This is a genomic window from Paenibacillus sp. RC84 (assembly GCF_041260495.1).
GTDB lineage: Bacteria > Bacillota > Bacilli > Paenibacillales > NBRC-103111 > Paenibacillus_F.
Genome location: NZ_JBGBYL010000001.1, coordinates 89154 through 116116, shown reverse-complemented (window position 1 = coordinate 116116; position 26963 = coordinate 89154). Strand labels below are relative to the sequence as shown.

Sequence of the window (26963 nt, the reverse complement as noted above, 5' to 3'; positions counted from 1 at the left end):
GTCATCCGTTTGAAAAAAGAACGCTCCGCTAAGATACGGAACGCGTCAAAATGCTTTCCGGGCGGGGGTTTGCTTGTCCTTCTCCCCCTATGGTAAGCTGAAAATCAGCAAGGAGGCGACACGTTTTGATCACGTTGCGATTAATATCCGCGGCTCTTTTGTTCAACGCCCAAGGCGAACTGCTTATGATGAAACGATCCATGAAAAGGACGCTCTCGCCCGGTATGTGGGCGGCCGTAGGCGGCCATCTGGAAAGCTTTGAAATGGCCCGCCCCCGGGCAGCCTGCCTGCGTGAAATCGAGGAAGAAACCGGAATACGCGAGGACGAAATTTCGGGACTCCGTTTGCAGTACATTCTAATAAGGTTAAAAGATCACGATATCCGGCAGCAGTTTATTTATGTCGGACACACGGATGTATCTCCCCGAATCCGGACCTCCGAGGGCGATCTGCACTGGATTCCCCGTACCGAGATTCTGAACCGGGAGCTTCCGTTTATTTTCCGCTATGCGCTTGAACATTATTTGTCTTACGGAGACACTCCCCATACATGGATCGGAACGGCTGTTCCAGGCTCCTCCGGCATTCCCGAAGTGAGCTGGACTCCGCTCCAAGATCCCGAAAGAACCTGAGTCAGCAGACCCGGAAAGGACGAAGCCCCTTGAATCGGATACACGCGCTTCTCGATAAGCAGAGAAACTTTTTCTCAACAGGTGCGACCAAACCGCTGAACTACCGCACGGAACAGCTGCGCCGGTTAAAAGCCATGATCCGGGATCATGAGGACGCGATTATGGAAGCGCTGAAGCTTGATCTCGGAAAATCCGACTTTGAAGCGTTCGCTACGGAAATCGGCATTCTGCTTGAAGAAATCAACCATGTGCTTAAACATCTCAAGCGCTGGAGCAAGCCGCGGCGGGTTAAAACGCCCCTTACGCATATCGGATCGCAGAGCCGCATTTATGCGGAGCCTTACGGCATTGCGCTTCTTATCTCGCCGTGGAACTATCCGTTCCAGTTGGCAATCTCGCCCCTGATCGGGGCCATGTCCGCAGGAAACTGCGCGGTCCTGAAGCCCTCCGAGCTTGCGCCGCATACTTCCGCCCTGCTCGCCCGGCTTCTCGGTCAGACCTTCGACGAAGCATATGTGGCCGTTATCGAAGGCGGCGTCGAAACGAGCAATGCCCTGCTCGCGGAGAAGTTCGATACGATTTTTTTCACGGGAAGCGTCGGGGTCGGACGGATCGTCATGGAAGCGGCCGCCAAGCATCTGACACCTGTCACGCTGGAGCTTGGCGGCAAAAGCCCCTGCATCGTGCATGCCGACGCCAACATCAAGCACGCGGCCAAGCGCATCGTGTGGGGCAAAACGCTGAATGCGGGGCAGACCTGCATCGCTCCGGATTACTTATACGTCCATGAGAGCGTAAAGGACGATCTGCTGAAGCGGATGAAGGAAGTGGTAGACGCCTTCTATGGCGATCCGCTTGCGGACGGAAGTCCATACCCGAACATCATTAATGCCCGCCACTACAACCGGCTCAAGAGCCTGATGGAAGCCGGACAGCTGGTGTACGGCGGAAGAACGGACGAGCGGTCTCTTAAGATCGAGCCCGCTTTTATCGGCGAAGTCGGCTGGGAGGACCCGGTTATGCAGGAGGAAATTTTCGGTCCGCTTCTTCCGGTCCTCACCTACCGCAATCTGGAGGACGTGATCCGGGAAGTAAACGCCCGCCCGAAGCCTCTCGCCCTGTACGCTTTCTCCGAAAGCGAAGAAATCCAGCAGAGGATCATCCACTCGATTTCGTTCGGCGGAGGCTGCATCAACGATACGATCCTCCATATCGCCACGCCGTACCTCCCTTTCGGAGGCGTCGGGAACAGCGGGATGGGCGGGTATCACGGCAAAGCAAGCTTCGAGGCATTCACTCACCGTAAAAGCGTGCTGAAGCAGACGAGCCGCTTCGACCTGCCTTTCCGCTATCCGAATGCCAAAAACGCTTTGAAAAGATTAAGAAGCGTTTATAAATAACCCGAACAAGCTGAACGATCTGAACGTTTGAATAAATTGCACAATGCCAAAAACCCCCGTGCCTGTCGGCAAGGGGGTTTTCCATTAAGATTTTTCTACGAATTCGAATTCATAATCGTTCAGGCGGATCGTCTGGCCGTCGACTGCGCCGCGTTCACGGAGTGCCTTATCGATCCCCATATTCCGCAGAATCCGGGCAAAGCGAAGCACGCCTTCTTCCGTGGTAAAGTTGGTCCGTTTCATCAGCTTCTCGATGCTCGGGCTCTCTACAACGAATATATCGTTCTCGCGGCGAATAACGAAATCGTTGTCATATTCGTTCTTTTTCTCCATCCGGTACACTTTGCGTTCTTCGACTTCCTGCACTTCTTCAAGAAGCGGAGCGTCGGGAATCGCGTCCAGCATATCGCCTACGCGGTACAGGAGGGGCTGAATGCCTTCCTTGGTGACGGCCGAGATGGCGAAGATTTCAACGGATTTGCCGTCTTCCTCCAGCCGCTTGCGGAAAACGGCCAAATTTTCTTCGGCTTCCGGAATGTCCATCTTGTTGGCGACTACCACCTGCGGACGTTCTTCCAGCTTGGCGTTGTACAGCTTGATTTCCTCATTGATCTTCTTCCAGTCCTCATACGGGTCGCGGCCCTCTGTGCCTGCCATATCGACCACGTGCACGATGATGCGTGTCCGCTCCACATGGCGCAGGAACTCGTGGCCGAGCCCGACGCCTTGGCTGGCGCCTTCAATAAGACCCGGCAGATCGGCCATGACGAAGCTTCGGCCTTCGCCGAGATCGACGACGCCCAGGTTGGGCGTAATCGTCGTAAAGTGGTAGGCGCCGATCTTCGGAGTCGCCGCCGACACGACGGATAGCAGCGTCGACTTGCCCACGCTCGGGAATCCGACGAGGCCCACGTCGGCCATCACTTTAAGCTCGAGAACGACCCAGCGTTCCTGGCCTTCCTCGCCGTTCTCCGCGATTTCCGGAGCGGTATTCTTGGCCGTTGCGAAGCGCATATTGCCGCGTCCGCCGCGTCCGCCCTTCCCAACGACCACTTCCTGCTGATGACGCGTCAGGTCGGCAATAACCTCGCCGGTGTCGTCATCAATGACAAGCGTGCCGGGAGGAACGCGAACGACCATATCGTCCGCATTGGCTCCGTGCTGGCATTTGTTGCGGCCTTTCTCGCCGCGCTTGGCTTTGAAATGCTTCTGGTAGCGGAAATCGACCAGCGTCCGGAGTCCTTCGTCCACGCGGAAGATCACATCGCCGCCATCGCCGCCGTCGCCGCCGCCAGGGCCGCCTTCGGGTACATATTTCTCGCGGCGGAACGCGACAAGACCGTCGCCACCGTCGCCGCCTTTTACATAAATCTTCGCTTTATCTACAAACATGTGCATCACACCTCAACTGATGTCCGGTAAGGCAGCCGCAGGGCGAGGGCCGCCTCCTGTTCCTGATAGTCATTCTGTTCCACAACCGCAACCAAGGTACGACCTGTCCCCGATTCCAATGCGAGCGACAAAGCCTCTTCCAGAAGGCTCCGGTTATACGGTCCCTGATATACAAAATCGAGCAGCAGCGAACCCTCTTCGGGAACGAGCTGCATGCTGAGCATGCCGCCTTCTTCATTTTCTCCCGCAGACGCTTGTTTGAAACCTTCGATAAGCTCGGGAATCAACTTGCAGACGGCGTCGCCGTCCAGCGCCAGCTTGCGGATGTTGACCTCCTGGTCAAGCTCGACCTCCAGCTTCATGTGCCTGCCTTCCGCTTTCGCGGTGAGCAGAAACACGATCAGACCCGGATCGCCCAGCTTGGCCATAAAGCTCTCATGCTGGAGCTTTCCCATCACACCGGCAACCACCCCGTGAAGATGATCGTATTTCTTCAATTGAATATATCCAAGAAGCACCTGGATATCGTTCATCCAATCGTGCCGAAGATGATTGATCGTCAGAAGCATCTCCTGCTGAGCGAGCTGCTGAATCCGCGCACGCTCTTCTTCCGCTTCCTTAAGCTTCATCCGGTGCCGGATGTACAGAACCGCTGCAAAACTTGCGGCGGTAACGGCTCCCGCAGCCAGACGAAGTCCTGCCGTCAAAGGCGCGGCAGCCAGCATTATCAAACCGAGCAGACCCAGCAAGGCTGCCGGTATCCACAACCTGTTCCCCATGTACGCATACGCTCCGTTTCCGACTTCCCATTAGCACATTATACCATTTCCGGTCCCAAAACGCATCCGTGCATAAATGGCCGCAGGTTCCGGTTGGATGCCTCTAAAAAGCAAGAAAGCCCCAGCAAACATTACGTCGCCAGGGCTGTACATGCATGAATTTTTAACTTATGCTTCTACAGTAGCCGCTACTGGAGCGGTTTCTACCGGGTAGACGCTAACTTTCTTACGCTCACGACCCCAACGCTCGAACTTAACAACGCCTTCCACTTTAGCAAACAGGGTGTCATCGGAACCGATGCCCACATTGTTGCCCGGGTGAATTTTCGTTCCGCGCTGACGCACGAGAATGCTGCCTGCGGTAACGGTTTGACCGTCTGCACGCTTAACGCCAAGGCGTTTTGCAATGCTGTCACGACCGTTCTTTGTGGAACCTACACCCTTCTTGGATGCGAACAGCTGAAGATCCAATTTCAACATGGTGTCAACCTCCTTCATTATAGGCTGTATGAATTGCTATATAGTCACTGTAGGAACTTGCAATAGTATGAAGCATCACGATCATAGACTCGATGATCAGCTGAACTTGAGCCATCTGTGCCGGTTCCGAATCAAGAGGAAGGATAACGTCAAGCCAGCCTTTCTCCATCTCTGTACCCGGTACAACTCCGGTTAGTGCTTCGATCGAATTGACCGTCCCGACCGTAATGGCCGATACCGCGGCACAGACAAGGTCTTTGCCGGGAACGTCGAATTCCGCGTGGCCTTCGACTTGGTACGCTTCTATCGTCGGGTCTTGTTCAGACCGTCTTGAAACCGTAACGTGGATCATCTGATGGCCTCTTAAGCTTCGATTTTCTCGATTACGACTTTCGTGTACGGTTGACGATGACCTTGCTTACGACGGTAGTTCTTTTTCGCCTTGTACTTGTAAACGATGATTTTGCGTCCTTTGCCTTGTTTCTCGACTTTGCCGGAAACTTTAGCACCTTCTACGACTGGAGCTCCTACTTGAAGACCGTTGTCGCCAGAAACAACCAGAACACGGTCAAAAGTGACCACATCGCCTGCGCCGGCTTCCAACTTCTCGATGTAAAGAACATCGCCTTGTTGTACTTTGTATTGCTTGCCGCCTGTTTCAATAATTGCGTACATTTCGTTGCACCTCCTCATGTCTCAGACTCGCCAATATCCAGGTGACGTTCAGCGGCAGAGCCTCTGCCCGTGCTTCACAAACCCGATCCGTGCGGTTACAGCGCATGCCTAAAGCAACGCACTCATAGTAGTATAGCAAAAGGGTTCGTCCTTTGCAACGTTTTATTCAACAGCTCAGGACGGCGATGCTCTCTTCTTAATCTCCCTGACTGATTATGTCTCTGATCGGAAAAGTCTTGGAATGCTGCGCTCGATGCGGGAAGCTTGAGCCATACGTAAAACAAACCGGCCAGCGAAAGTTTCCCGCTGGCCGGTTTTTATCCGTGCCTGTGCCGCATGCCGTGCCGATTACCGGACCATTCCGGTTTAAGAGTTCCGGATAACGGCCGTTGTCATGCTATAGGCTTAACGTTTGATGATATTGCTTGCTTGTACGGAGTGCTTGTACACCGTGCAGCCTTCAGGATCGGCAGCCGATATGCCGCCACGTACGCGAGAGGATTAATGCTGCCGATTGCTATTTGCGTTTGCGCGTTATTTCCAGCAGGCCAAGCTTCGTCCAGCCGAGGAGTATCGTTTTGGAGCGGTCCTTCTTGACCGCCTCCGCCATACACTCCAGCACGCGGTCGCGGTGCGCGGACTGCTCCATGTCGATGAAATCGACAATGATGATGCCGCGCAAATTGCGCAGCCGCAGCAGCCGCGGGATCTCGGCGGCCGCTTCCATGTTCGTGCGGAACACGGTCTGCTCCAGGGACGAAGTCCCTGTGAACCTTCCCGTGTTCACGTCAATGACCGTCAGCGCCTCCGTCGGGTCGATGACGAGATAGCCTCCGCTCGGCAGCCACACTTTGCGGCGCTGCGAGCGGGAAAGCTCTTCGGCGATGCCGAACCGCTCGAAGAGCGGGACATCGCCGCCGTCCAGGCGGACACGCGCCGCAAGCTCCGGGCTGCGCTGCCGCAGCAGCCCCTGCAGCTCCGCGCGGACGGCTTCGTCGTCCACCCAGATCTCGAGCACGTCCTCCGTGATCACATCCCGCGCAAGGCGCGGGAGCAGCTCGAGATCCTGGTAGATGCACGCCGGCGCGGCGCCGGCCTCCGCCCTCTGCCCGATCACCGTCCACAGCTCGCGGAGATCGAGCAGGTCGCGGCGCAGCTCCTCTTCGCTGCGCCCCTCGGACACTGTGCGGAGGATGAGTCCTTCTTCACCGCAGCGGAGGCTGTCCGCCACCTGCTTCAGGCGGATTTTCTCTTCTTCCGCTTCGATTTTGCGGGAGACGGCCGTGTACCCCGCTCCGGGCATGTACACCAGCCAGCGGCCCGGAATGGAATAATGGGTCGTGACACGCGCCCCTTTGGACCCTTCCGGTTCTTTGACGACCTGAACAAGCACACGCTGGCCCGGCTGAAGAAGTTCTCCGATAGGCGGTTTCGTCTTAGGCTGCTTCTGCATGTTGACAGGCAGCACGTCATCTATGTATAAAAAAGCATTCTTATCCAATCCGATATCTACAAATGCGGCCTGCATGCCAGGCAGTACGTTTACGACACGGCCGATGTAGATGCTTCCGGCACGCTGCGTCTCGCTAGGATGCTGAGCCTCGTATTCCACGAGCTTGCGATCTTCGAGCAGAGCCGCCTGAAGCGAAGCCGCCTCGCAGCTTACGATCAGTTGTTTCATGGCGTTCACCCCATCATTATTGTACATGAAGGAGAGATGTTTCGCACTTTACTGAATAAAAGCAGGAAAGCGAGTCAGACACCGAAACCCCGCACACCAGGGTGAACAGGTCAGGAAACTGTTGCCGATCCGTTTCCGCCCTTCAAGGCAGCAATTCGGAAACCGTGCACGAACGGTTTTGGTGCGTCAAATAAGTATCGACCACCTGCTGCTCCGGGAGGATCCCTTCGATCGTTCCCCGGCTGCCCATCACGTAGACGGGATGATATTTTTCACGCATAAAAAGCTTCACCACTTCTCCGACCTTCCGCTGCCTTGCGACCGCAATCGGCCTTGCTTGCGTTCCCTTCTGCATGAGGCGCTCCGCATTCGCTTCGCGGTTCATCAAAAACCGGAGAAAATAAAAAGGCAGATGTCTGCGGCTCACCCAATTTTGATAGAGCAGAAACAAGCCGACGATAAGGACGTTCATGTGAATCTGTCCCGTCCCCCCAGGCCAGATGGCGATGATGGTCATCATCAATCCGAGTACGATAGACACCCAGACTGTGCACACCAGGGTGCGCTGGTAAGGCAAGCCCAAGCTGAGCAACCCCTGCAGCAGTTTTCCCCCGTCAAGCGGCAAAATCGGCAGCAGATTAAACAAGGCGATAACCGCGTTGATTTCGATAAAATAGGACCACCACTCCGGATCCCCCGCTTCGAGAAAGCGACAGAGGAAGCCGAGAGCGATCAGCCAGAGATGCTGGAGCGGTCCCGCCAGCGCGACGATCATTTCTTCCCGCAGAGGAACGGATGCCAACTCGTCGACGACAAGTACGCCTCCGAACGGCAGCAGGCGAACCTCCCGCACCCTCCAGCCGAAAGCGGCCGCGGCTCCGAAATGGCCGAGCTCATGGAGAAAAACGATGCCAAACAACGTGGCCGATTCCAAAAAATGTCCGGTCGCCAGTGAAAGCAGCATCACCATTGTAAAAAGGGGATGAAAGCGGAAACGTACCTGCAGCCGATTATTCAAACGGGATCACACTCGCCGGATCGACGTAACGGCTTTCCTTTTGGACGGCAAAATAGAGAAGCCCTTTGTCGCTCTTGCTGTCTCTGGACACTTGACCGATCGCTTCGCCCCCTTTGATCCAGTCGTTGACCTCGACGCGGGACTGCTCGATCTGCCCGTACTCAGACTGCAGGCCCCCCGGATGACGGATGATGATCGTGTAGCCTGTCTCGTCTTTGGGACCCGCAAAGGTGACTTGACCCGCATCAAGCGCATACACGGGGGTATGGGGCTCGGCCGCTACGCTTACGAAAGGCTTGTCAGCCGTGTAAGTCTGGTGGATTTTTCCCTTCAACGGTACAAAATAGGAGCGTTTCTGGGCATCCGCTTTTACAGCCGGATTTTCTTCATCCGAATGAAAAGCCGGAATAAAGGAAGGCGCGCCGGCAAACGTTTTCTGATACCAGGCCGTCAGCTGCTGAAAATCGAGCGGCTCACGGAGGGCCGTCGTGACAATCCCTTTCCCACGTTCAATCAAGGGATGCTGAAGCTGAAACATGCCCCAGATAAGACCGAACAGCATGGCACTGGCGACCAGCTGCCGCAGAAACCGGATACGGTAAGGAATACGAGGGTGGTACCCGCCCCCGTCTCCATCTTCCGGATCCATAGCGCCGGGTCTCCGGGCATAGTAAGCGGCGGGAAGCTGAAGCTCGCGCTGCATTTTTTGCTTCCATACATATTCGGGGTCGTTCCATCTGTCGTCAAACTCTTGACCCCGGCGGACTAAAGGCAGCATGTCAGGCGCCGGTTCCACCTCCGAAGCCGGATTCCCAAAGGGCAAAAGTTCTCTTGACTGCCGGTGCCGAGGAGCTTTACCAGGAAGGCTCTCCTGCAGCTTCCTGATTTTTTCGAGTCTGCGCTGGCGCACGTTATGCTTGTTCTCCATGACTTAACCTCCTATGAGGCGGGGCTTGTTTACTACAGCATATGTGCGGCTTGTACGAAATATGAGCATACAAAAAACAGGCCTCACGGGCCTGTTTATTTATCATCTTCTATGGCAATATCGTGGATTTTAACGCTCAGCACCATTCCGATACAGAGCATGTTGATTAACAAGGAACTTCCGCCGTAACTAATAAACGGAAGCGTGATACCGGTCAAAGGCATCAAGCCTATCAACATACCGATATTCTCAAATATCTGGAACACATACATGGCTACAACACCGACTACCAGATAAGAGCCGCTTCGGTTTTTACTTTGAATCGCAATCAGAATCATCCTGTAGATGAGGAAGAAGTAAAGCATCAGGAGAACGGCAGCTCCCCGGAAGCCGAATTCCTCACCTACCACTACAAAAATCGAATCCGAATAAGCGTAAGGGATAAAGTTAGAGTGGATGGAGCTTCCGTTCAAGTAACCTTCACCCGTTAGCCCGCCCGAACCGATAGCGCGGAGCGAGTTTTCCATCTGATAACGTTCATCCCGGCTTGCTTGTGAAGGGTCCAAAAATGTATTGATCCTTTGGAACCAGTGGTCTTTAAAATGAAAGTGTTCGACGAGATACCCGCTGATTTCTTTCGGATACATCGAATAAAAGTAGAAAAAAGCAAACAACCCTCCGCCCAACACAATGAAAGCAAGTAGCGCGTGGGAATACTTGATATTCCCGATCCAGACCATACCAATCAAAATTCCGATAAGAATGATGGCGTTTCCTAAGTCAGGCTGGATAAAAACCAAACCGAAAGGAAGAAGCGTGATAAGCCCCATAGGAACTATATCTTGTAAAAGCCTGAGATCTTCTCCCCTTCGTTTATGAAGCCACGCCGCTAAAGCAATAATCAGAGCGACTTTAATTAACTCCGCGGGCTGAAACGAGAACCCGCCCGGCAGCTGAAACCAACCGCTTGCTCCGTTGATTTTCTGATCGAATTTCAAAACGACTACAAGGAGGATGACACTAATCGCATACGGATAAACAGCAAATCGGACAAGAAGCCGGTAATCCAGAAAACTGGCTCCCATCAAGGCGATCAAAGCAATCATATAGCTGATGATCATTTTGCTCCAGCTCACCGAAATCGTGGGATCGTCAATATCCGCGCTGTAAACAAGCAGAGAACTAATGGCCATAAACACCATCAACAAAAAAATGATGGTCAAATCTAATTTTTTTAATTTGGCAAGCATATCGCACTCATCCTAATTTAAAAAACTTTTTCAATTTAGCCAGCATACCCGGTTTTTCGTCAAGCGGCATAAGCGGGACCGATTCACCCAGTATGCGTCGTGCGACATTGCGGTAAGCGATGGCTGCCCGTGAAGTCGGATTCATCACGGTCGGTTCGCCGGAATTCGCCGCCTTAATGACATGCTCGTCATCCGGCACGATTCCCAGAAGGTCGATGGCCAGTACGGAGCAGATCTCGTCGATATCGAGCATTTCGCCTTTTTTGACCATGTTCTGGCGAATGCGGTTAATAATCAGTTTCGGAGCATGGATTTTCTCGTTCTCCAGCAGGCCGATAATCCGATCCGCATCCCGGACGGCCGCATTCTCGGGGGTCGTAACGACAATCGCTTTGTCGGCTCCGGCCACCGCATTGCGGAAGCCCTGCTCGATTCCGGCAGGGCAGTCGATGATGACGAAATCGAAATCTTTTTTCAATTCCAGCACGATATCCTTGACGCTCTCCGGGGAAACGGCATGCTTGTCTTTGGTTTGTGCGGCCGGAAGCAGATACAGTTCCTCGAACCTCTTGTCCTTGATCAGCGCTTGAGGAAGCCTGCAGCGTCCTTCCACAACGTCAACCAGGTCATAAATGATCCGGTTCTCCAGCCCCATAACCACATCCAGGTTGCGCAGTCCGATGTCGGTATCGACCATACATACTTTCTTGCCCTGCAGAGCGAGTGCTGTCCCCACATTGGCCGACGTGGTCGTTTTGCCGACGCCGCCTTTTCCGGAAGTGATAACGATTGCCTCTCCCATGGTATTCACTCCTCAGCGTTACGATAATTGCGTGCTGCCGGCTTGCAAAAGGCCATCCGGCTATTAAGCAAGCACCATACGGTGCAGACCGTTCAATTTATCAATTTCCATACGCCCGTCTTTGATATAGGCGTATTCCATAAATGCCTCCTGGAATCCCCATTCATCCGGAGGCCGGCTGATTACGCCGGCAATGCGCAGTTGAGTCGGACGCATATGGGATGCCGCAACGATCGCAGCCTCGTCCCCGTCCACACCCGCATGTGCCATTCCCCGCAAGGAACCCATGATGTAGATGCTGCCGGTGCACAGTATAGTGCCTCCGGGATTGACATCCCCCATGTACAGCAGATTGCCTTCATGTTTAAGTGTCTGTCCCGACCGGACCATCCCTTTAAGCATGGTAATGGGAGCAGCCGTTCCGACAAGCGGCTCCGGTTCATCGGATTCAATGGACTGAATGAGCAGGTTGCCCTTCTGTCCGATGATGGCGCGGATTTCTTCCTTCTCCTCGTCACTGACGCTGCGCTTACCGAGTCTGACTTGAACACGCACGATAGGTCCGGTCAGAATGCGGTCGTGAGTGCTCTCCACCTTGTGCCGCAGTTCTTCCAGGACAGTCGCAAGCTCGCATGAATCGTCGAGAAGAAAGTTCAGGCCGTCTTTGACTCCTTTTATAATCACATGATGTTTACCTGCCGTCGTCATAAACGTTCCAACCTCCCACCCCATACAATTCGGCCTGCTGTCCGGGTTTTCCTGCCGGGTGAAAAAGAACGGTCAAAATTAATGTTCCGCTCTGGATCCTTGGCCTTGGAGGGCTTCCATAAGCTTGCGCATCGGAATGTATACCGCCAGGGCGAACAGCATGTTGAGCAGCACGCTCGGCAGCATAATATGGGTAAACGCAAACTGAAAATTCACCGTTACAATGTTAAATAAACGGTTGATTCCGAATTTGATAATCTCGAAAATAAGAACGCCGACTCCCATCGTCATCAAAGTCGTGAAAATAAGGTTCGTCTGCCTGCGGGGAAGAAGCCCCGCTATGTAGCCGACCAATCCGAATCCGAAGGAGTAGACACCGAGTATGTGTCCGAAATAGACGAAATCGTGAAGCAGCCCGAAACCGAGGCCATACAGCAGTGCAGAATGCCGGTTTAAATAAAGTCCGATATACAAAATAATGATCAGCATGAAATTGGAAGAAATCCGGACGCTTTGCTGCCAGGAATCCGGAATCAGCCAGTGAATGAGCGATCCTTCCAATATGAGCAGCGAGAACAGAATGAGCCAGAGCGAGTTGCGTACCATGGCTATTTCACCTCGGGTATTTCGATGATAAAGACTTCCCGGATATGTCTGAAGTCAGCGAAAGGTTTGATCATCGCTTTCTGGGTAATCCCGAAATCCCCGGGCTCGCGGGAAACGACCGTACCTACCGGAATACCGCTCGGGAATACTTTGCCGATATCGGAGGTAATGACGGTGTCGCCGACCGCAAGCTTGTCGTTCTGATCGATTTTGTTCATCACGAGCAGACCCTTTTCTTTGTCGTACGACTCAATGATCCCGTAAGAACCTTGGCCTTCGGCGGATTTGTACTCCTTGCCTTTGACGGTTGCGGAAATAGCGGGCGCCTTGTTGTTGGTATCGCTCAAATCCGTAAGAAGCTGCACATTGGAGGTGAATTCCGTTACGGTGAGCACCCGGCCAAGAAGACCGTCCACGTTAATAACGGCCATATTGGGCTTGATGCCGTCTTTCTCACCCAGATTTACGGTGATGGTCCCGTTATAAGGGTCGGGACTTGCCGCGATCACGTCGGCAATCCGGTATTTATAATTGGACACTTGTTTCTGGCGCTCCGTGAACCCCAGAGCTTCTTTATACCGTTTGTTCTCATCTTCAAGCGCGTTCAGCTGCTGGGTAGCGAGTGCGTAGTCGGTCAGTCTTTTTTTCAAGATCTGATTCTCGTCATAGATGGTTTTAAGTTTGCCGACGTCTTCAAAGAAGCCCGCCACGCCCGCTGCCGGTCTGTAAAATACGCTCTGCGTCCAGGCGATCGAATCTTTCAGAAATTTTTCCGGCCAGTAAAATTTCGTCCGTCCGCTAAGTGTAAGTCCCATCAGAATGAAAAAACAGATGAGACCCACAAGCAGAACCATCAGCCTCTTGTTCCCCATGAATTTCAACAATTCAACACCTTCTCACGTCGGCACAGTGTCAGACTAGCGTCTGTATTTGGCGCCGGATTTGGCACCTTTGAACAGATGGATGTGGTCCAGGGCGCGGCCGGTCCCGATGGCTACACAATCAAGCGGATTGTCCGCGACGATAACCGGCATCCCGGTTTCGCCTGCAAGCAGTTTATCGAGATTGCGCAGAAGGGCTCCTCCGCCCGTCAGCACGATACCGCGGTCCATAATGTCGGCGGCCAGCTCGGGGGGACATTTCTCCAGCGTCACTTTAACCGCATCGATAATGGCGTTCACGGTGTCGGTCAACGCTTCCGTAATTTCGTCGGAAGTGACGGAAATCGTCTTAGGCAGACCTGTTACGAGATCGCGGCCGCGGATTTCAAGAAACTCCGGCTGTTCCATCGGCAGGGCGGAGCCCACTTCCATTTTCAGCGTTTCGGCCGTGCGCTCGCCGATCATCAGGTTATAGGTACGTTTGATGTACTGGGTGATGGCTTCGTCCATCTCATCGCCCGCGATGCGGATGGAACGGCTCGTCACGATCCCCCCGAGGGAAATAACGGCCACTTCGGTCGTACCGCCGCCGATGTCCACAACCATGCTTCCCGTCGGTTCCCAGACCGGAAGATCCGCGCCGATTGCGGCCGCGAACGGCTCTTCGATCGTATAAGCGTCACGTGCGCCGGCCTGCTTGGTCGCGTCTTCCACGGCGCGCTTCTCAACCGCCGTAATGCCGGACGGTACGCAGACCATAACATTCGGATGGCGCTGGAACATGAAACGATCCTTCTGTGCCTGACGTAAGAAATAACGGATCATCGTGGCGGTCGTTTCGAAATCCGCGATTACGCCGTCTTTCATGGGACGAATGGCACGGATGTTGCCCGGCGTACGTCCGATCATTTTCTTCGCGTTGTCGCCGACAGCCTCAATGGTTTTCGTATCCGTGCGGATGGCGACTACCGACGGCTCCCTCACGATAATTCCTTTGCCTTTCAAATACACCAATGTATTGGCAGTACCCAAATCGATACCTAAATCCTTTGTAAAACCTCCGAACATAATAAAACGGCTCCTTCCCAAAATCCATCTTCTCTCTGATTAACTGCTTAAATGGCAGCAGAAAAATACCGACGGTTTATTGTTTCGTCATAGTTTTCGTAGTCATTGTCGAAATTAGGGGTCTTTCCACGAACATAATCTTTATTATATTACATATGACCATGCTCCTTCAAACTGACATAGCGGTCATCTCCGATGACAATATGATCGAGGACTTCGATCCCTATAATATCACCGGCTTCTGTCAGCCTGTGCGTAAGTTCAATGTCCTGTGGACTTGGCGTTGGATCCCCGCTGGGGTGGTTATGTACACAAACGATGGAGGCGCTGCTGCGCTGAATCGCGGCGCGGAAAACTTCGCGCGGATGCACAATGGAGGCGTTCAAACTTCCGATGGACAGCGTTTCGCGTCCGATGATGTGGTTTTTCGTATTGAGGAACAAACAAACGAAGTGTTCTTTCTGCAAATAGCGCAGTTCGTCCTTAAGCAGATCAAAAACATCAAACGGAGAGCGCACCGTCGTGATTTCTTCCGTGCGGGTCCGGGAAATCCGTCTTCCCAGCTCGATTCCGGCCATAACCTGGAGCGCCTTGGCGTCGCCTATCCCTTTGATTCGGACAAGCTCTTCCCGGCTGGCTTCGACTAACCCCCGGAGTCCTCCCGTTTCGGAAAGAATCCGCTGTGCGAGCGCCAAAGCAGACTCGGAATAGGTTCCCGTACGAACCAGGATAGCCAGCAGTTCGGCACTGCTGAGCGATGAAGCCCCGAGCTGCATCATTCTTTCGCGGGGTCTCTCTTCCGGCGGAATTTCACGCAAGGTGACAATTGATGATATCATATATTCCCCTCTTCCGGTATGTTCTTAGGCCAATTTCCAACATTTCCTTTAAAACCGGCACCGAGCGTCCGAAAAGCGCCGTCTGCCGGGCTTTTGTCGTCTTCATTCGGCCACTGTGCGGTCCGGTTTTAACTGGAGCATCCCCAAACAATAAGCGCGGGGTGACCGGAACGGAAATGCCTGTGAAAATCGGCAGAGATCATTCGTTTATACCTATGCGGTCATCATATAAAACCGCACAAAACCATACAAAGGTCAGAGGGACTGTTAAATAGGACGATACAGGTCCCAAAAAAGTCTGCATACCTCGACAAAAAATACAAAGGATGACTCACAAATAAAAATTTTACGACGGATTTCCGGTTCTGGAGATGGGTTTAGAGGGATTTTTCTAACAGCAGGATCAAAAAGCCGGTGTAATAGGGAAGGCAGCAGTAAAGGAAAGAACGGAGCGGAAAACAAGATGCGTCAGCGGAGAAGGAAAATTAAAACGGAATGCGGGAGAGACAAGCGGCAAGCAGTAAACTCATGAAGAAGAAAAGGAAATGGGAGAGTAAAAAAAGCAAGAGCGCAAGGGCCCGAAAGCGGAAAGAAATCGAGGTGCATGAAAGGGTAAAATCAAGCTTAGCCATTTAACCGGCTCGGCGATTGAGGAAACGGCAAGGAAAGCGGCGGCGTCCAAGGCCCAAGAAGACAGGCGGACGGACCAAAGCGTCTCCCTGACGGGAGAAATCGTGCCTTGTGAAAGCTGGGTCCGCGCCGCCCCCGCAGCACCGGGTGTCTTTCCTCATGTATCGTTACAATAAAGCGAGCGCCTGCATGTCCTTGAGCGCTTAGCAAAGGCAGACGCCGCTTCAGGAAATCAGATTCTTCTCGGCATCGGCGGCTCTCTTCTCCGTCTCGTTCAAGGTACGGAGCATGCTGCCGATCGTCACGCCTTTCAAATATTGAATCATATTCTGTTCGGCTCCATCCAGCATGTTGTCCATCACATTCTGCATGTTCGCAGAAACAAGACATTCATTTCCCTGATCACCCGAACACCAGTTCGGTTTGAGGGTGCCGAGCGAAGTTAGCTGATAAATGTCGCCGAGCGTAATCTCGTCCGGGTCGTGATTGAGAATAAATCCGCCTCCGCATCCTTCCTTGGTGCGAACAAATCCGGCTTTGCGCAGACAGCCCATAATTTTGCGGATGCGCGCGGAATGGGTGCAAACGTTGGAAGCAATATCATCGCTCGAAGCCATGTGTTCCGGCAAATGGGCAAGAAGCACCAGACTGTGCACGGCAATCGTAAACTCGCTGTTCATGACATAGCCCTCCTTTCTCCTGATGTTCTCTCTATTGTAGCAGAATCGGCTCTTAATGAAAACGGTTCAGGGCCGGGGACATTTACCTAGATGACGCGGATGCCGAAAGGCTCGAGCATCTCGCTCAGAAGAGACACCGGAAGACCGACGACATTGAAATAGTCGCCTTCTATTCCCTCGATCAATGTGGCTCCGATCCCCTGAATCGCGTATGCCCCCGCCTTATCCGAAGGCTCGCCCGTCCCGATATACCGGAGAATCCGCTGCTCGTCCATCGCTTTCATCGTGACTTTCGTCCGGCGGTGGCTCACCGAAACGTTCCTGCGGTCCGCGCTCAGGCAGGCGACTCCGCTGAATACCTCGTGAGTTTGGCCCTGCAAAGCGGACAGCATGCGGAGAGCGTCCCGCTCGTCTTTAGGCTTGCCGAGCACTTCCCCGCCTAGAACCACAATCGTGTCGGACCCGATGATGACGGTTCTGTCCGGGGCGTATGAACCCGGTAAAGAGGCCGATACCGCCTCCGCTTTGCGCACGGCAAGCGTCTCGACGATCTCCCGGGGACCCAGGCTCTCCTCCACGGTTTCATCCGCATCGCTGGAGATAATTTCAAAATCAAGTCCCATCCCTTTCAGCAGCTCCTGCCGTCTTGGCGAAGAGGATGCGAGAATCAGTTTAATGCCCTGCTCATAGGGCGCGCTGCCGGATTGGCTCATAGCGGTATGCCTCCACTTTTCTCTTAAAAATTTACTTTCGTTTTCTCACGGGCTACACCTTGCGGTACAGCCAGAAAGCGGCCGCGAGGCCTATAATGCTGCACAAATTCAGTTTAATCTGCAAAAGAATATCATACTGGATGACCTGCAGGTCCGCTTTGGGCTGCCAGACGATATCCGTCGTTTTGGTCAGAAACGCCAGTGCTTTGACCGGTGCTAGGAGTTGTCCCACAATGATGCCGACGACAAGACCGATCACTAAAAACAGAACGAGGGTGAAGCCGTTTTTCTTCATCCGTTATCCTCTCTCTTCCCTTGTTTCTCCCTTATTATACGGAGCCGCAGGTTTCGCATCAATCCGAAAAAACAACAAATTGTAACATATTTCCGGCTTACTAACCTGGAAAGTACCTGTACAATTGGAAACGGGAGGGGAAAACACGATGAAAAAAACTACAAAATTAGCAGGGCTGACCCTCGCGCTTCTGCTGGTCTTTCCTTACGAGGCGATGGCCTACAAGGTTGTCGTCGATCCCGGTCACGGCGGGAAAGATCCGGGAGCCATCGGTGTAAACGGTCTCAATGAAAAAACGGTCAACCTCGACGTTTCTTTGAAGCTCCGCGACGAGCTCAAGAAGAAGGGCGTCGAAGTCGTGATGACCCGGTCGGACGACCGTTATTTGTCCCTTGACGAGCGAGTTCAATTTACAAATGCCCAGAACGCGGACGTTTTCGTATCCGTTCATGCCAATTCAAATCCAAGCTCGACCGCAAACGGATCGCAGGTGCTGTATTACGACAGCCGCTATCCCCAGGACGATTATCCCGCCAGTCCGGAAATGGAAGCCCTTACGCCTTCCAGCAAGCTGCTGGCTCAAAAGGTGTTAAGCTCCGTTCTGTCTCAAACCGGATTGAAGGATCAAGGCCTGGTGCCGAGCGCGGTTTATGTCGTCCGCAAAGGAAAAATCCCGAGCATCCTTGTCGAAACCGGTTTTTTGAGCAACAAAAAAGAAGCGGATTTACTGGCCGATCCGGCGTTCCGCACCAAAATGGCAAAAGCGATCGCCGACGGGGTCGTCTCTTACCAGCCGCCGGTTTTCCCGGATACTGCCGGGCACTGGGCACGCGAAGCCATCCTGCGCATCAAAGACAAAGGCTGGATGGAAGGCATCGGAAACAATTTCGAGCCTAACCGGGCGCTGACACGCGCGGAATTCGTAACCGTGATGGACCGCGTCTTCGGTTTCGACGGCCTGCTCGGGACGGGAAATTCCGCACCCGCACCCGCTTTCAGCGATTTGAAATCGACCCAGTGGTCCTACCCGGTGATGACAAAAGCCGTCCACCTCGGACTTCTCGACGGCTACGCGGATCATACCGTACGACCGAACCAGGCGATCACCCGCGGCGAGGTATCCGCCATTCTTCAGCGGCTTCGCGAAATGAAAGGCACCCCGTCTTTAACGCCGCCGGCCGGGCAGGACGTTTTCTCCGATGTTCCCGCCTCCATGTGGTGCGCCGGCGCCGTCTATACACTGACGAAGGCCGGTATCGTCGACGGGACAAGCCCGACGGAATTCAAACCGAACCGTTACATAACCCGGGCGGAAATCGCCGTCATGATGGACCGTTATTCCAAGCTTCAGCCCTAAAACCAACACGGCCTGCGAATTCGCAGGCCGTGTTTTTGCGTGATAGAGCGGCGGTTTGCGCCTACGCCGATGCGGCCGTCAGCTGCTGCATCAGGCGCTTCTCGACGACGACGTACTGCATCAGCGCCTCCTGGGCTTCGGCCAGAAGCGGGGCGGACGGCGACTTGCCGTACTCGCCGAGCTTCGCGACCGCCTTGGCGAGAGCCGCGTTCATCTCCTCGACCTGCGGCTTGGCCGCGTCGGGAATTCCCGCGGCTACCGCCGGCTGCAGAGCCGCCCACGCCTTGGCGGCGGCGTCGAGCGGCTGCAGCGAAGCCGCGTCGATCGCGCCGGGCGAAGCCTCCGCCATCTTCGCGGCGGAAAGGCTGCCGGCCGTGCCGGCGACCTTCGCGCCCTGCGCGAGATAATCCGCGAGCGGCTGGGCGCTGCCGCTCTTCCAGTACACCTTGCCGACAGCGGGAAGATCGAGCGGCTTCGCGAAGACTTCGATTTTCTTGGCGGCAAGGGCGGCTTTCAGCTTCGCGGCGTCCTCCTTGCTCCCGGCCAATCCGACGTACACCGTCGTCTTCGTGCCGGGTTCCGCTACCGCCGCGGCGCCTTTGCCCCGCGCGTCGGCCCGGGCGGTCTCCGCGCTCTGCGGCGTGCTGAAGATGCCGTTCTGCAGCACGGTGTAGGAGCGCGCCGGGATGGAGGCCGCCGCAGTCGGCCCTCCGACCGGCGGGGCGGCGACGGCGGCCGTGCCCGCGGACGGAGCCGAAGCGGCCGGGGCGGAGGCATCCGGCTTCAGCGGCGTGACAGCCCCGGGGCTCGGCTGGGCCTGGGCGGTCGCGGCCGGACCCGCGTCGATCGTGATGGGTTTCTCCGCCCCTCCCGAGAACATGGAAAGGACAAAATAACCGAAGGCCGCCCCGGTTACCATCGCCCCCGCAACCGATGTGGCGATGCGCAGCAAACCGCCGCGGCCGGAACGGGAAATGCGCACGCCCGACTTTTCGGGTTCCTCCCAATGAAGGCGGTTATACGGATCCTCGTAGACGGGTTCCCTGCGGTATGCCGGCGGTTCGTCCTCATAGTACGCGTGCTCGTTCCGTTTCCGGCTCCTGTTCTGCCCGGGAGGAGACGCTTGCGCAAGCTGCCGTTCATAGTAATCCCTCTCTCCAGACGTCCTTCTCTCCCTCGTATCCGGCACCGGTACGCCGCCGTTTACGGGACGCGCATAGCCGGCATCCTCCAGCTCGTCTTCTTCAGCGGCGCGCAGGCTGTTATAGCCGGGCAGGGAGGCCGTCCCGTGATCGATAAAGCCGCTGGGATCCTCCGGCCAGCCGAGGTTTGGCGGAAGCGGATAGCGTTCCTCGCGTTCCCGTTCACCTGAATTGCCGCGCCCTGCGGCCGGATTCTCCCGAAACCGGTCATCCGTATATTCGTCCTCCTGCTCGGAGGGCCCCTCAAAGTCCCTCAACTGCCGCGCGGCTGCTTCTTCGTCTCCGCGTTCCTTATACGCGCTCCGGTCCAAATCCTCGTATTCCTGTCTTCTTTCTTTTTCTTCCCTGAAGCGTTCATTAATCGTGCTCTCAAAATAACCGGAATCTCCCCGGTAACCCGGTTCGGATTCCCGGATAAGCTTGGCGATCCGTTCCGTTTCGGCATCATAAGGACTCTGCCATGTACCGAAGTCGGCCGTATATTCATTGAATCCTTCCCGGTTCCGGGGTCCCGCTTCCGTGTCCCTCCGGTTTTGCCGGTTTTTTTTCGCTCGATCCACCTCCGCGTCTCTCCAAAGAGCTTCCGAAACCGAAAACTCCTCTTTCGTTAAAGGAATAATTTTGCCGCCCGATTTATCTTCTTTACGGTTTGTCCGGTCGTTTCCGTCTATACGGTAAGAAATTCTCGCTTTATTCATACGGCCCATCTCCTTATCCGCGTTCTGCTATCAGCCTATGAACGGAAGCGGAAAAATATGTCCGGGCCTCTGTAAATTTTACTAGAGTGGAGTTTGCCTAAATATGGGTATATGGTATACGTGTGAAGTGAATAAACGGAGGTAGCCGAATCATGACCCTGAACAACAAAAGAAACTCTTTGCCGCTGCTTGCAAGTATACTCGCTGTCTTGGGCTTTTTCGCTTTTACGTCAAACCTGACAAACTCCAACCAATCCACTACTCTATACGTATTTAATCCCCATGTTCCTTTGACGGAGGAGCAGTTTAAGGGGCTCGGTATTGACGTGATCTCTTACAATCCGCCTATGGATAAGTTTAAAATCACGTCGTACCCTACATAAGTTCTAGTAAAAACCAAAACGCAGGAGCTACTCGGGATAACTAACGATTTTACGGAACTAGAGAGCCTGAGAAAGAAAAGCAACTAGGCGTTTAACTCGCGAAGCGCTTCCCGGCATCCTCTTATTTTCCCATAAAAAAACCTCCCGTCAGCGCAGGCTGAGGAAGGTTTTCGTACTGCGTCGTGCAGTATGTTTTGTTTGGTTATGTTGAAAAAACTTCTTTATTCCGCCTCATAGCGGGCGCGAAGCGTTTTCGCGAGACCGTCCGCCGTTTTCCAAATGTCTCCGGCTCCCATCGTGATGACGAGATCACCCGGTTTAACGCGGTCCGTCAAATAGACTTCCGCTTCGCCGCGGGTCGGAATGTAGGTGACGTTCGGATTGCTGTTCTTGCGGATCAGTTCGACGAGTTTCTCGGAACTGATTCCTTCGATCTGCTTCTCCCCCGCGGGTGAGTAGATGTCGGTGATCAGCACCTCGTCCGCCTCTTTGAACGCATGGCTGAACTGCTCGAATAAGTAAAACGTACGCGTATAGCGCTGGGGCTGGAATACCGCGATAAGATGCTTGCCGGTCGCTTTGGCCGCAGAGATCGTCGCCTCGATTTCCGTAGGATGATGGGCGTAATCGTCGATTACGAGAATGTCGTTCACTTCGCCCAGCACCTGAAACCTCCGTTTGGCGCCGCGGAACTCCTCGATCGCCTCGGCGATCTGGTCAAAGGTAAGGCCCGCTTCCAGACACGTAATCAGCGTAGCCATCGCATTGTATACGTTGTGCCGGCCCGGAACCGACAAGCGCACCTTGCCGAGCGTCTCGCTGCCGCGGCGGACGCTGAAGGACACTTTCCGGTCGCCCAGCTCGATATCCGTCGCCACATAGTCGGCATCCCGGTCGATGGCGTAAGTAAGGGTCTCGCTTTTGATCTGCGGAAGCATGCCCCGCAAATATTCGTCATCGAGACAGATGATCGCCTTGCCGTCTTCTCTCACCTGGCTGAGGAACTGGGCATAGGCTTTTTTCAGATTCTCGAAATCTCCGTCATAGTTCTCGAGATGATCCGCTTCGATGTTATTTACAAGGGCGAGCGTCGGATGATACTGCAGGAAAGTGCCGTCGCTCTCGTCCGCTTCGGCTACGACGTAGTCGCCTTTGCCCGCTTTGGCATTCGAGCCGATGTTCATGATCTCGCCGCCGATGATATACGTCGGGTCGGTTCCGCAGCGTTCCATGACAAGCGCGATCATGGAAGAGGTGGTCGTTTTGCCGTGGGCTCCGGCGACCGCGATGCCTTTGCGTTCATTCATCAATCTCGCCAGCATTTGCGAGCGGTGAATGACCGGTATGTTCTGCTCTCCGGCCGCGACCATTTCCACATTGTCCTTGGACAACGCCGTGGAGTAGACCACGAGGTCCGCTCCGTTCACGTTCTGGGCTTCATGCCCGATATAGACGCGGGCGCCTTTGGCCCTCAGCTTTTCCGTCAATTCCTGCTGGGCCAGATCGGAGCCGGACACCTGGTAGCCCATTTCCAGCATCACTTTGGCGATCGCACTCATACCGTAGCCGCCGATGCCGATAAAATGTACGTGTTCTGGGGTATTCAATGTCGTTCTCACCATCCTTTTTCAGAGTCGGTCGTGTATAAGAGCCAAGAACGAACATCAGAAATCAAGTAGAGCGTGCCGGATACGACCGCCAGATCATCCTGTCCCGTTCGCTGTTTCAATTGTTCCAGGGCTTTCTTCCAATCCGGTTCCACCACGATATCGATATCCCGGTTCACGTCCAGTTCCCGGAGGGTCTCCCGGGCCCGGTCGGCCAGACGGGACGCACTTTCTTTTTTATGAAAATCCGGTTCCGTAAGGATAAGCGTATCCACCATTGGTAGTATATGCCTGAAATAGCCGGGTTGATTCTTCGTGGACAACATGCCGGCCATCAAATGCAGTTTCTTATAGGAATACGTGTCTTTCAGGGCGGCGGCCAGCGTCTGCGCCCCCTCGGGATTATGGGCTCCGTCCAGCAGAATCCGCGGATTGTCGGAAACCATCTCAAGGCGGCCGGGCCACTGCGTTTCGCTCATGGCGGCGAAAAGATCTTCGTCGTCCACGATGAGCGCGTTATACTGGCGCAGAACTTCGAGCGTCATCAATGCCGCGGCGGCATTTTTCAGCTGGTGCGCCCCGTTGAGGGAGACCGGCACGTTCTCGATCGAACGGAACGGTCCCGTGAAGTTCAGCTTCTGGCCGTCCAGCTCCGTCGATACGGGCTCGTAAGTAAACTGCTTGCCCAGGAGATAAACGGTCGTGCGTTTGCTCTTCGCATCCCGAAGAAACAATTCCGCAAGCTCGGGCTGTTCCACGGTTGTAACCAGGGGCACGCCGGGCTTGATGATGCCCGCCTTCTCAAGCGCCACCTGCTCCAACGTATCGCCGAGAATATCCATATGATCGTGACCGATGTTCGTGATAACGGAAATGACCGGCGAGACGATGTTGGTGCAGTCGAGACGGCCGCCGAGCCCCACTTCCAGGACGACATAATCCGGGAACGTGACCGTGCCGAAATACAAGAGCGCCAGCGCCGTGCAAATTTCGAACATCGTCGGGGAACCCAGTTCGGTCTCCGCCAATTCGTCGGCGATCGGCTTCAGCCGGTTCGCCAGAAGCAGGAGAGCCTCTTCTTCAATATCTTGACCGTTATACTGTATACGGTTCGTAAACTTTTCGAGATATGGGGACGTGAAGGTTCCGACATCGTATCCGCTGCGGATAAGCACCTTCGTCAGGAAGGCGCAGGTCGAGCCTTTGCCGTTCGTGCCGCCGACGTGTATGAACTTCAGTCTCCGGTGAGGATGACCGAGTTTCTCCATCAGCAGGTCCATTCGTTTGAGTCCGGGTTTGATGCCGACCGGCACGAGTCCGGTGATCCAGTTCACTGCTTCGGTATAAGTCTTGAACGGGGAAGCCGCTTCTGTGTGTTGTTCCATGACTATCATCCCTTTAATTGATGTGAATCGCGGTGCTCCTCGTCAAACCGGACGGGGGGCACCGCGATATATTGCAGGCTTAGGCTTTCAGTTCGGCCAGACGGGCAACGACTTTGTCGCGCTTATCCGCGTAGTCGGCCATTTTCGCTTTTTCTTCTTCTATGACCTTGGCTGGAGCTTTGGCGATAAAGCCTTCGTTGGAAAGCTTCTTCTCGATCCGGGTCACTTCCCCGATGAGCGTCTGCATTTCTTTCTCCAGACGGGCCACTTCCTGAGCGATGTCAATAAGTCCCGCGAGCGGCAGGAACAGCTCCGCTCCCGTCACGACAGCCGTCATCGCCTTATCGGGCGGCGTGAGTTCCGCGGAAATGCTCAGCTCCGAGGTGCTGCAGAAACGGCGGAGGTACTCTTCGTTGCGGGAAAGAATCGTCTCTACGTCCTGGCCGGAAGGCTTGACGAGCAGCTCGATCTTCTTGCTCATCGGAACGTTCACTTCCGCACGGATGTTGCGCACGGCGCGGATAATGTCCATGAGCAGTTCCATTTCGCGCACCGCTTCCGGTGCTTCGAACTGCGCATCGTACACCGGCCAGGCGGCCAGTGTGATCGTATCGCCCTCGTGAGGCAGATGCTGCCAGATTTCTTCCGAAATAAACGGCATAAACGGGTGAATCAGGCGCTGCGTCCGGTCAAGCACATAGGCCAGAACGGATTTCGTCGTTTTCTTGGCCGCTTCGTCCTCCCCGTACAGGGAGAGCTTGCTGAATTCGATATACCAGTCGCACAGATCGTCCCAAATGAAGTTATACAGCAGACGGCCGGTTTCGCCGAATTCGTATTGGTCGATAAGACGCGTTACATCGCGTGCCGTTTCGTTCAGACGGTGCAGAATCCAGCGGTCGGCCGTTCCGAGCTTGCCGCTCAGGTCGATGTCCGCAGCCGTGAATCCTTCGAGATTCATCAGCGCAAAACGCGAAGCGTTCCAGATCTTGTTCGCAAAGTTGCGTGTCTGCTCTACGCGCTCGATGCGGAAGCGCAAATCCTGTCCCGGCGTGCTCGAAGTCGAGAGCATATACCGCATCGCATCCGCGCCGTATTTCTCGATAATTTCCAGAGGATCGACGCCGTTGCCCAGCGATTTGGACATTTTGCGGCCTTCCGAGTCGCGGATGAGACCGTGCAGCAGCACGTCCTTGAACGGAACTTGATCCGTAAATTCCAGGCCGCTGAAAATCATGCGGGCTACCCAGAAATAAATAATGTCATAGCCGGTGACAAGTACATTCGTCGGATAGTAGCGCTGCAGATCTTCGGTCTGCTCCGGCCAGCCGAGTGTCGAGAACGGCCAAAGCGCGGAGGAGAACCAGGTATCGAGGACGTCTTCGTCCTGACGGATATTTTCGCTTCCGCAGTGCCCGCAGGCATGAGCGTCCTGCTGAGCGACGGTCACCTCGCCGCAGTCCGCGCAGTACCACGCCGGAATGCGGTGTCCCCACCAAAGCTGGCGGGAAATGCACCAGTCGCGTACGTTTTCGATCCACTGCAAGTAGATCTTCTCGAAACGGTCCGGAACGAAGTTGACGCCGGAGCCGTTCTTCTGCGCTTCAATGGCGCGCTCGGCAAGCGGCTGCATTTTCACGAACCACTGCGTGGACAAGTAAGGCTCTACAACGGCGCCGCTGCGCTCGCTGTGTCCGACCTGATGGACGTGTTCCTCGATTTTGACGAGGACCCCCTGCTCCTGCAGGTCGGCGACGATTTTCTTGCGGCAGTCCGCACGGTCCAGCCCCTGGTACGGGCCCGCGTTGGCATTCATCGTGCCGGATTCGTCCATCACGAGAATTTGCGGCAGATCGTGGCGCTTGCCCACTTCAAAGTCGTTCGGATCGTGCGCCGGTGTGATTTTAACCGCGCCGCTTCCGAAATCTTTCTCGACGTACTCGTCGGCGATAACCGGAATTTCGCGGCCGACCACCGGCAGCACGAGCATTTTTCCGATCATATGCTTGTAACGCTCGTCTTCCGGATGAACGGCAACGGCCGTATCGCCGAGCATCGTTTCCGGACGGGTAGTCGCTACCGTAATGGAGCCGCTGCCGTCTTTGAGCGGATACACGAGGTGGTACAGGCTGCCCTGGATTTCTTTATATTCAACCTCGATGTCGGACAAAGCGGTCCGCGCTTTCGGGTCCCAGTTGATGATATATTTGCCGCGGTAAATCAGGCCCTTGTTGTACAAGCTCACGAAAACTTCGCGTACGGCTTTGGACAAACCTTCGTCGAGCGTAAACCGTTCACGCGAATAATCGAGAGAAAAGCCCATTTTCGCCCATTGCTCGCGGATGGTTTCGGCGTAGAGGTCTTTCCATTCCCACACTTTCTCTAGGAACTTCTCCCGTCCGAGGTCGTAGCGGGAAAGCCCTTCTTCGCGCAGCTTTTGCTCCACCTTGGTTTGTGTGGCGATACCCGCGTGGTCGGAGCCCGGAAGCCAGAGCGCGTCATAGCCCTGCATCCGCTTCGTGCGCACCAGAATATCCTGCAGCGTAAAATCGAGCGCATGGCCCAGGTGCAGCATTCCCGTTACGTTCGGCGGCGGAATTACAATCGTATAGGTTGCCGCGTCCGGACGTTGCCCCGCACGGAAAAATCCGTTAGAAATCCAGTAATCGTACCATTTTTTCTCGCTTTGCGAGGGATCGTAGGTTGTCGGCATGGATACCGAGTTTTTATCGCTTGTTTCTGCCATAGTCCATTTCCTCCATTCAAGTACCTTGCGCAGCTGCTCCAGCTAACAAAAAAATCCCTTCGCCGCAAAGGACGAAAGGATTTGCTTCCGTGGTACCACCTTCATTTCACGCCTGCTCCCGAAACGAG

The 26963-nt window shown here is 54.6% G+C and carries 26 protein-coding genes and 1 other annotated feature; of the genes, 4 read left to right on the top strand and 22 right to left on the bottom strand.

Annotated features, from left to right (window positions below; translation table 11 throughout):
• Positions 1 to 125 precede the first annotated feature (125 nt).
• Both ABH899_RS00555 and ABH899_RS00550 read left to right on the top strand, forming a co-directional pair.
• Positions 126 to 632, top strand: coding sequence for an NUDIX hydrolase (locus ABH899_RS00555; RefSeq protein ID WP_369993096.1), 507 nt, complete (start codon positions 126 to 128; stop codon positions 630 to 632).
• Positions 633 to 661: 29 nt separating this feature from the next.
• Positions 662 to 2032, top strand: a complete 1371-nt coding sequence (locus ABH899_RS00550; RefSeq protein ID WP_369993095.1) for an aldehyde dehydrogenase — start codon at positions 662 to 664, stop codon at positions 2030 to 2032.
• Between the two features lie 84 nt (positions 2033 to 2116).
• On the opposite strand, the gene obgE is transcribed toward ABH899_RS00550, so the two are convergent.
• The 18 genes from obgE to ABH899_RS00460 all read right to left on the bottom strand — a co-directional run bounded on the left by obgE (position 2117) and on the right by ABH899_RS00460 (position 17457).
• Entirely contained in the window at positions 2117 to 3424 is a 1308-nt protein-coding gene (gene obgE, locus ABH899_RS00545) for a GTPase ObgE (protein ID WP_369993092.1), read from the bottom strand.
• A gap of 5 nt (positions 3425 to 3429) precedes the next feature.
• Positions 3430 to 4203, bottom strand: coding sequence for a Spo0B domain-containing protein (locus ABH899_RS00540; protein ID WP_369993091.1), 774 nt, complete (start codon positions 4201 to 4203; stop codon positions 3430 to 3432).
• A 168-nt stretch (positions 4204 to 4371) separates the two neighbouring features.
• Positions 4372 to 4683, bottom strand: a complete 312-nt coding sequence (gene rpmA / locus ABH899_RS00535) for a 50S ribosomal protein L27 (RefSeq protein ID WP_009675465.1) — start codon at positions 4681 to 4683, stop codon at positions 4372 to 4374.
• Positions 4684 to 4687: 4 nt separating this feature from the next.
• The gene (locus ABH899_RS00530) at positions 4688 to 5035 is read right to left on the bottom strand and encodes a ribosomal-processing cysteine protease Prp (RefSeq protein WP_009675459.1); all 348 of its coding nucleotides are present in this window, start codon (positions 5033 to 5035) and stop codon (positions 4688 to 4690) included.
• 11 nt (positions 5036 to 5046) lie between these two features.
• Positions 5047 to 5358 (bottom strand): 50S ribosomal protein L21, encoded by a 312-nt coding sequence (gene rplU / locus ABH899_RS00525; protein ID WP_009675460.1) that lies wholly within the window; start codon positions 5356 to 5358, stop codon positions 5047 to 5049.
• Positions 5359 to 5371: 13 nt separating this feature from the next.
• Positions 5372 to 5465 (bottom strand) — a sequence feature (ribosomal protein L21 leader region).
• Between the two features lie 410 nt (positions 5466 to 5875).
• Positions 5876 to 7039 (bottom strand): Rne/Rng family ribonuclease, encoded by a 1164-nt coding sequence (locus ABH899_RS00520; RefSeq protein ID WP_369993087.1) that lies wholly within the window; start codon positions 7037 to 7039, stop codon positions 5876 to 5878.
• Between the two features lie 142 nt (positions 7040 to 7181).
• Positions 7182 to 8057, bottom strand: coding sequence for a site-2 protease family protein (locus ABH899_RS00515; protein WP_369993086.1), 876 nt, complete (start codon positions 8055 to 8057; stop codon positions 7182 to 7184).
• Positions 8050 to 8985 carry a peptidoglycan DD-metalloendopeptidase family protein gene (locus tag ABH899_RS00510; RefSeq protein ID WP_369993084.1) on the bottom strand — a complete coding sequence of 312 codons (936 nt, stop codon included), beginning with the start codon at positions 8983 to 8985 and terminating at the stop codon, positions 8050 to 8052. Before ABH899_RS00510 ends, ABH899_RS00515 begins: the two co-directional genes overlap by 8 nt.
• A 95-nt stretch (positions 8986 to 9080) precedes the next feature.
• Positions 9081 to 10235 (bottom strand): FtsW/RodA/SpoVE family cell cycle protein, encoded by a 1155-nt coding sequence (locus ABH899_RS00505; protein ID WP_369993082.1) that lies wholly within the window; start codon positions 10233 to 10235, stop codon positions 9081 to 9083.
• A 7-nt stretch (positions 10236 to 10242) separates the two neighbouring features.
• Entirely contained in the window at positions 10243 to 11037 is a 795-nt protein-coding gene (gene minD, locus ABH899_RS00500; RefSeq protein WP_009672982.1) for a septum site-determining protein MinD, read from the bottom strand.
• Between the two features lie 63 nt (positions 11038 to 11100).
• Positions 11101 to 11769, bottom strand: a complete 669-nt coding sequence (locus tag ABH899_RS00495; protein ID WP_016423514.1) for a septum site-determining protein MinC — start codon at positions 11767 to 11769, stop codon at positions 11101 to 11103.
• Positions 11770 to 11823: 54 nt separating this feature from the next.
• The gene (mreD, locus tag ABH899_RS00490; RefSeq protein WP_009672985.1) at positions 11824 to 12351 is read right to left on the bottom strand and encodes a rod shape-determining protein MreD; all 528 of its coding nucleotides are present in this window, start codon (positions 12349 to 12351) and stop codon (positions 11824 to 11826) included.
• 2 nt (positions 12352 to 12353) lie between these two features.
• Positions 12354 to 13232, bottom strand: a complete 879-nt coding sequence (gene mreC / locus ABH899_RS00485) for a rod shape-determining protein MreC (protein ID WP_009672970.1) — start codon at positions 13230 to 13232, stop codon at positions 12354 to 12356.
• A gap of 36 nt (positions 13233 to 13268) precedes the next feature.
• Positions 13269 to 14300, bottom strand: a complete 1032-nt coding sequence (locus ABH899_RS00480; RefSeq protein WP_009672964.1) for a rod shape-determining protein — start codon at positions 14298 to 14300, stop codon at positions 13269 to 13271.
• A 149-nt stretch (positions 14301 to 14449) separates the two neighbouring features.
• Complete coding sequence (gene radC / locus ABH899_RS00475) at positions 14450 to 15139, bottom strand: RadC family protein (RefSeq protein ID WP_009672984.1); 690 nt, start codon at positions 15137 to 15139, stop codon at positions 14450 to 14452.
• A gap of 854 nt (positions 15140 to 15993) precedes the next feature.
• On the bottom strand, positions 15994 to 16449 hold the full coding sequence (locus ABH899_RS00470; protein WP_009672969.1) for an RrF2 family transcriptional regulator: 456 nt from the start codon (positions 16447 to 16449) through the stop codon (positions 15994 to 15996).
• An 86-nt stretch (positions 16450 to 16535) separates the two neighbouring features.
• Positions 16536 to 17162 (bottom strand): Maf family protein, encoded by a 627-nt coding sequence (locus ABH899_RS00465; RefSeq protein ID WP_369993077.1) that lies wholly within the window; start codon positions 17160 to 17162, stop codon positions 16536 to 16538.
• A gap of 52 nt (positions 17163 to 17214) precedes the next feature.
• Entirely contained in the window at positions 17215 to 17457 is a 243-nt protein-coding gene (locus tag ABH899_RS00460; RefSeq protein ID WP_009672966.1) for a DUF4321 domain-containing protein, read from the bottom strand.
• A gap of 148 nt (positions 17458 to 17605) precedes the next feature.
• Between ABH899_RS00460 and ABH899_RS00455 the strand changes: the two genes are divergently transcribed.
• On the top strand, positions 17606 to 18814 hold the full coding sequence (locus ABH899_RS00455) for an N-acetylmuramoyl-L-alanine amidase (protein ID WP_369993073.1): 1209 nt from the start codon (positions 17606 to 17608) through the stop codon (positions 18812 to 18814).
• Positions 18815 to 18875: 61 nt separating this feature from the next.
• Here ABH899_RS00455 and ABH899_RS00450 read toward each other — a convergent pair whose 3' ends face one another.
• The gene (locus ABH899_RS00450; protein ID WP_369993070.1) at positions 18876 to 20714 is read right to left on the bottom strand and encodes an SPOR domain-containing protein; all 1839 of its coding nucleotides are present in this window, start codon (positions 20712 to 20714) and stop codon (positions 18876 to 18878) included.
• 152 nt (positions 20715 to 20866) lie between these two features.
• On the opposite strand from ABH899_RS00450, the gene ABH899_RS00445 reads away from it, so the two are divergent.
• Complete coding sequence (locus tag ABH899_RS00445; RefSeq protein WP_369993068.1) at positions 20867 to 21097, top strand: hypothetical protein; 231 nt, start codon at positions 20867 to 20869, stop codon at positions 21095 to 21097.
• Between the two features lie 221 nt (positions 21098 to 21318).
• Here ABH899_RS00445 and murC read toward each other — a convergent pair whose 3' ends face one another.
• The 3 genes from murC to ABH899_RS00430 form a co-directional block, all read right to left on the bottom strand.
• Positions 21319 to 22704 (bottom strand): UDP-N-acetylmuramate--L-alanine ligase, encoded by a 1386-nt coding sequence (gene murC / locus ABH899_RS00440; protein WP_369993066.1) that lies wholly within the window; start codon positions 22702 to 22704, stop codon positions 21319 to 21321.
• A gap of 8 nt (positions 22705 to 22712) precedes the next feature.
• The gene (locus ABH899_RS00435; RefSeq protein ID WP_218228215.1) at positions 22713 to 24089 is read right to left on the bottom strand and encodes a bifunctional folylpolyglutamate synthase/dihydrofolate synthase; all 1377 of its coding nucleotides are present in this window, start codon (positions 24087 to 24089) and stop codon (positions 22713 to 22715) included.
• A gap of 79 nt (positions 24090 to 24168) precedes the next feature.
• Positions 24169 to 26835: a valine--tRNA ligase gene (locus tag ABH899_RS00430; protein WP_369993063.1), complete on the bottom strand. Its 2667-nt coding sequence runs from the start codon at positions 26833 to 26835 to the stop codon at positions 24169 to 24171.
• Positions 26836 to 26963: the final 128 nt, after the last annotated feature.

Excerpts from the sequence above, each read along its gene's own strand:
- obgE (WP_369993092.1), bottom strand. The coding sequence starts at position 3,424 with ATGTTTGTAGATAAAGCGAAGATTTATGTAAAAGGCGGCGACGGTGGC.
- ABH899_RS00540 (WP_369993091.1), bottom strand. The coding sequence starts at position 4,203 with ATGGGGAACAGGTTGTGGATACCGGCAGCCTTGCTGGGTCTGCTCGGT.
- rpmA (WP_009675465.1), bottom strand. The coding sequence starts at position 4,683 with ATGTTGAAATTGGATCTTCAGCTGTTCGCATCCAAGAAGGGTGTAGGT.
- ABH899_RS00530 (WP_009675459.1), bottom strand. The coding sequence starts at position 5,035 with ATGATCCACGTTACGGTTTCAAGACGGTCTGAACAAGACCCGACGATA.
- rplU (WP_009675460.1), bottom strand. The coding sequence starts at position 5,358 with ATGTACGCAATTATTGAAACAGGCGGCAAGCAATACAAAGTACAACAA.
- ABH899_RS00520 (WP_369993087.1), bottom strand. The coding sequence starts at position 7,039 with ATGAAACAACTGATCGTAAGCTGCGAGGCGGCTTCGCTTCAGGCGGCT.
- ABH899_RS00510 (WP_369993084.1), bottom strand. The coding sequence starts at position 8,985 with ATGGAGAACAAGCATAACGTGCGCCAGCGCAGACTCGAAAAAATCAGG.
- ABH899_RS00505 (WP_369993082.1), bottom strand. The coding sequence starts at position 10,235 with ATGCTTGCCAAATTAAAAAAATTAGATTTGACCATCATTTTTTTGTTG.
- minD (WP_009672982.1), bottom strand. The coding sequence starts at position 11,037 with ATGGGAGAGGCAATCGTTATCACTTCCGGAAAAGGCGGCGTCGGCAAA.
- ABH899_RS00495 (WP_016423514.1), bottom strand. The coding sequence starts at position 11,769 with ATGGGGTGGGAGGTTGGAACGTTTATGACGACGGCAGGTAAACATCAT.
- mreD (WP_009672985.1), bottom strand. The coding sequence starts at position 12,351 with ATGGTACGCAACTCGCTCTGGCTCATTCTGTTCTCGCTGCTCATATTG.
- ABH899_RS00480 (WP_009672964.1), bottom strand. The coding sequence starts at position 14,300 with ATGTTCGGAGGTTTTACAAAGGATTTAGGTATCGATTTGGGTACTGCC.
- radC (WP_009672984.1), bottom strand. The coding sequence starts at position 15,139 with ATGATATCATCAATTGTCACCTTGCGTGAAATTCCGCCGGAAGAGAGA.
- ABH899_RS00470 (WP_009672969.1), bottom strand. The coding sequence starts at position 16,449 with ATGAACAGCGAGTTTACGATTGCCGTGCACAGTCTGGTGCTTCTTGCC.
- ABH899_RS00465 (WP_369993077.1), bottom strand. The coding sequence starts at position 17,162 with ATGAGCCAATCCGGCAGCGCGCCCTATGAGCAGGGCATTAAACTGATT.
- ABH899_RS00460 (WP_009672966.1), bottom strand. The coding sequence starts at position 17,457 with ATGAAGAAAAACGGCTTCACCCTCGTTCTGTTTTTAGTGATCGGTCTT.
- ABH899_RS00455 (WP_369993073.1), top strand. The coding sequence starts at position 17,606 with ATGAAAAAAACTACAAAATTAGCAGGGCTGACCCTCGCGCTTCTGCTG.
- ABH899_RS00450 (WP_369993070.1), bottom strand. The coding sequence starts at position 20,714 with ATGAATAAAGCGAGAATTTCTTACCGTATAGACGGAAACGACCGGACA.
- ABH899_RS00445 (WP_369993068.1), top strand. The coding sequence starts at position 20,867 with ATGACCCTGAACAACAAAAGAAACTCTTTGCCGCTGCTTGCAAGTATA.
- ABH899_RS00435 (WP_218228215.1), bottom strand. The coding sequence starts at position 24,089 with ATGGAACAACACACAGAAGCGGCTTCCCCGTTCAAGACTTATACCGAA.
- ABH899_RS00430 (WP_369993063.1), bottom strand. The coding sequence starts at position 26,835 with ATGGCAGAAACAAGCGATAAAAACTCGGTATCCATGCCGACAACCTAC.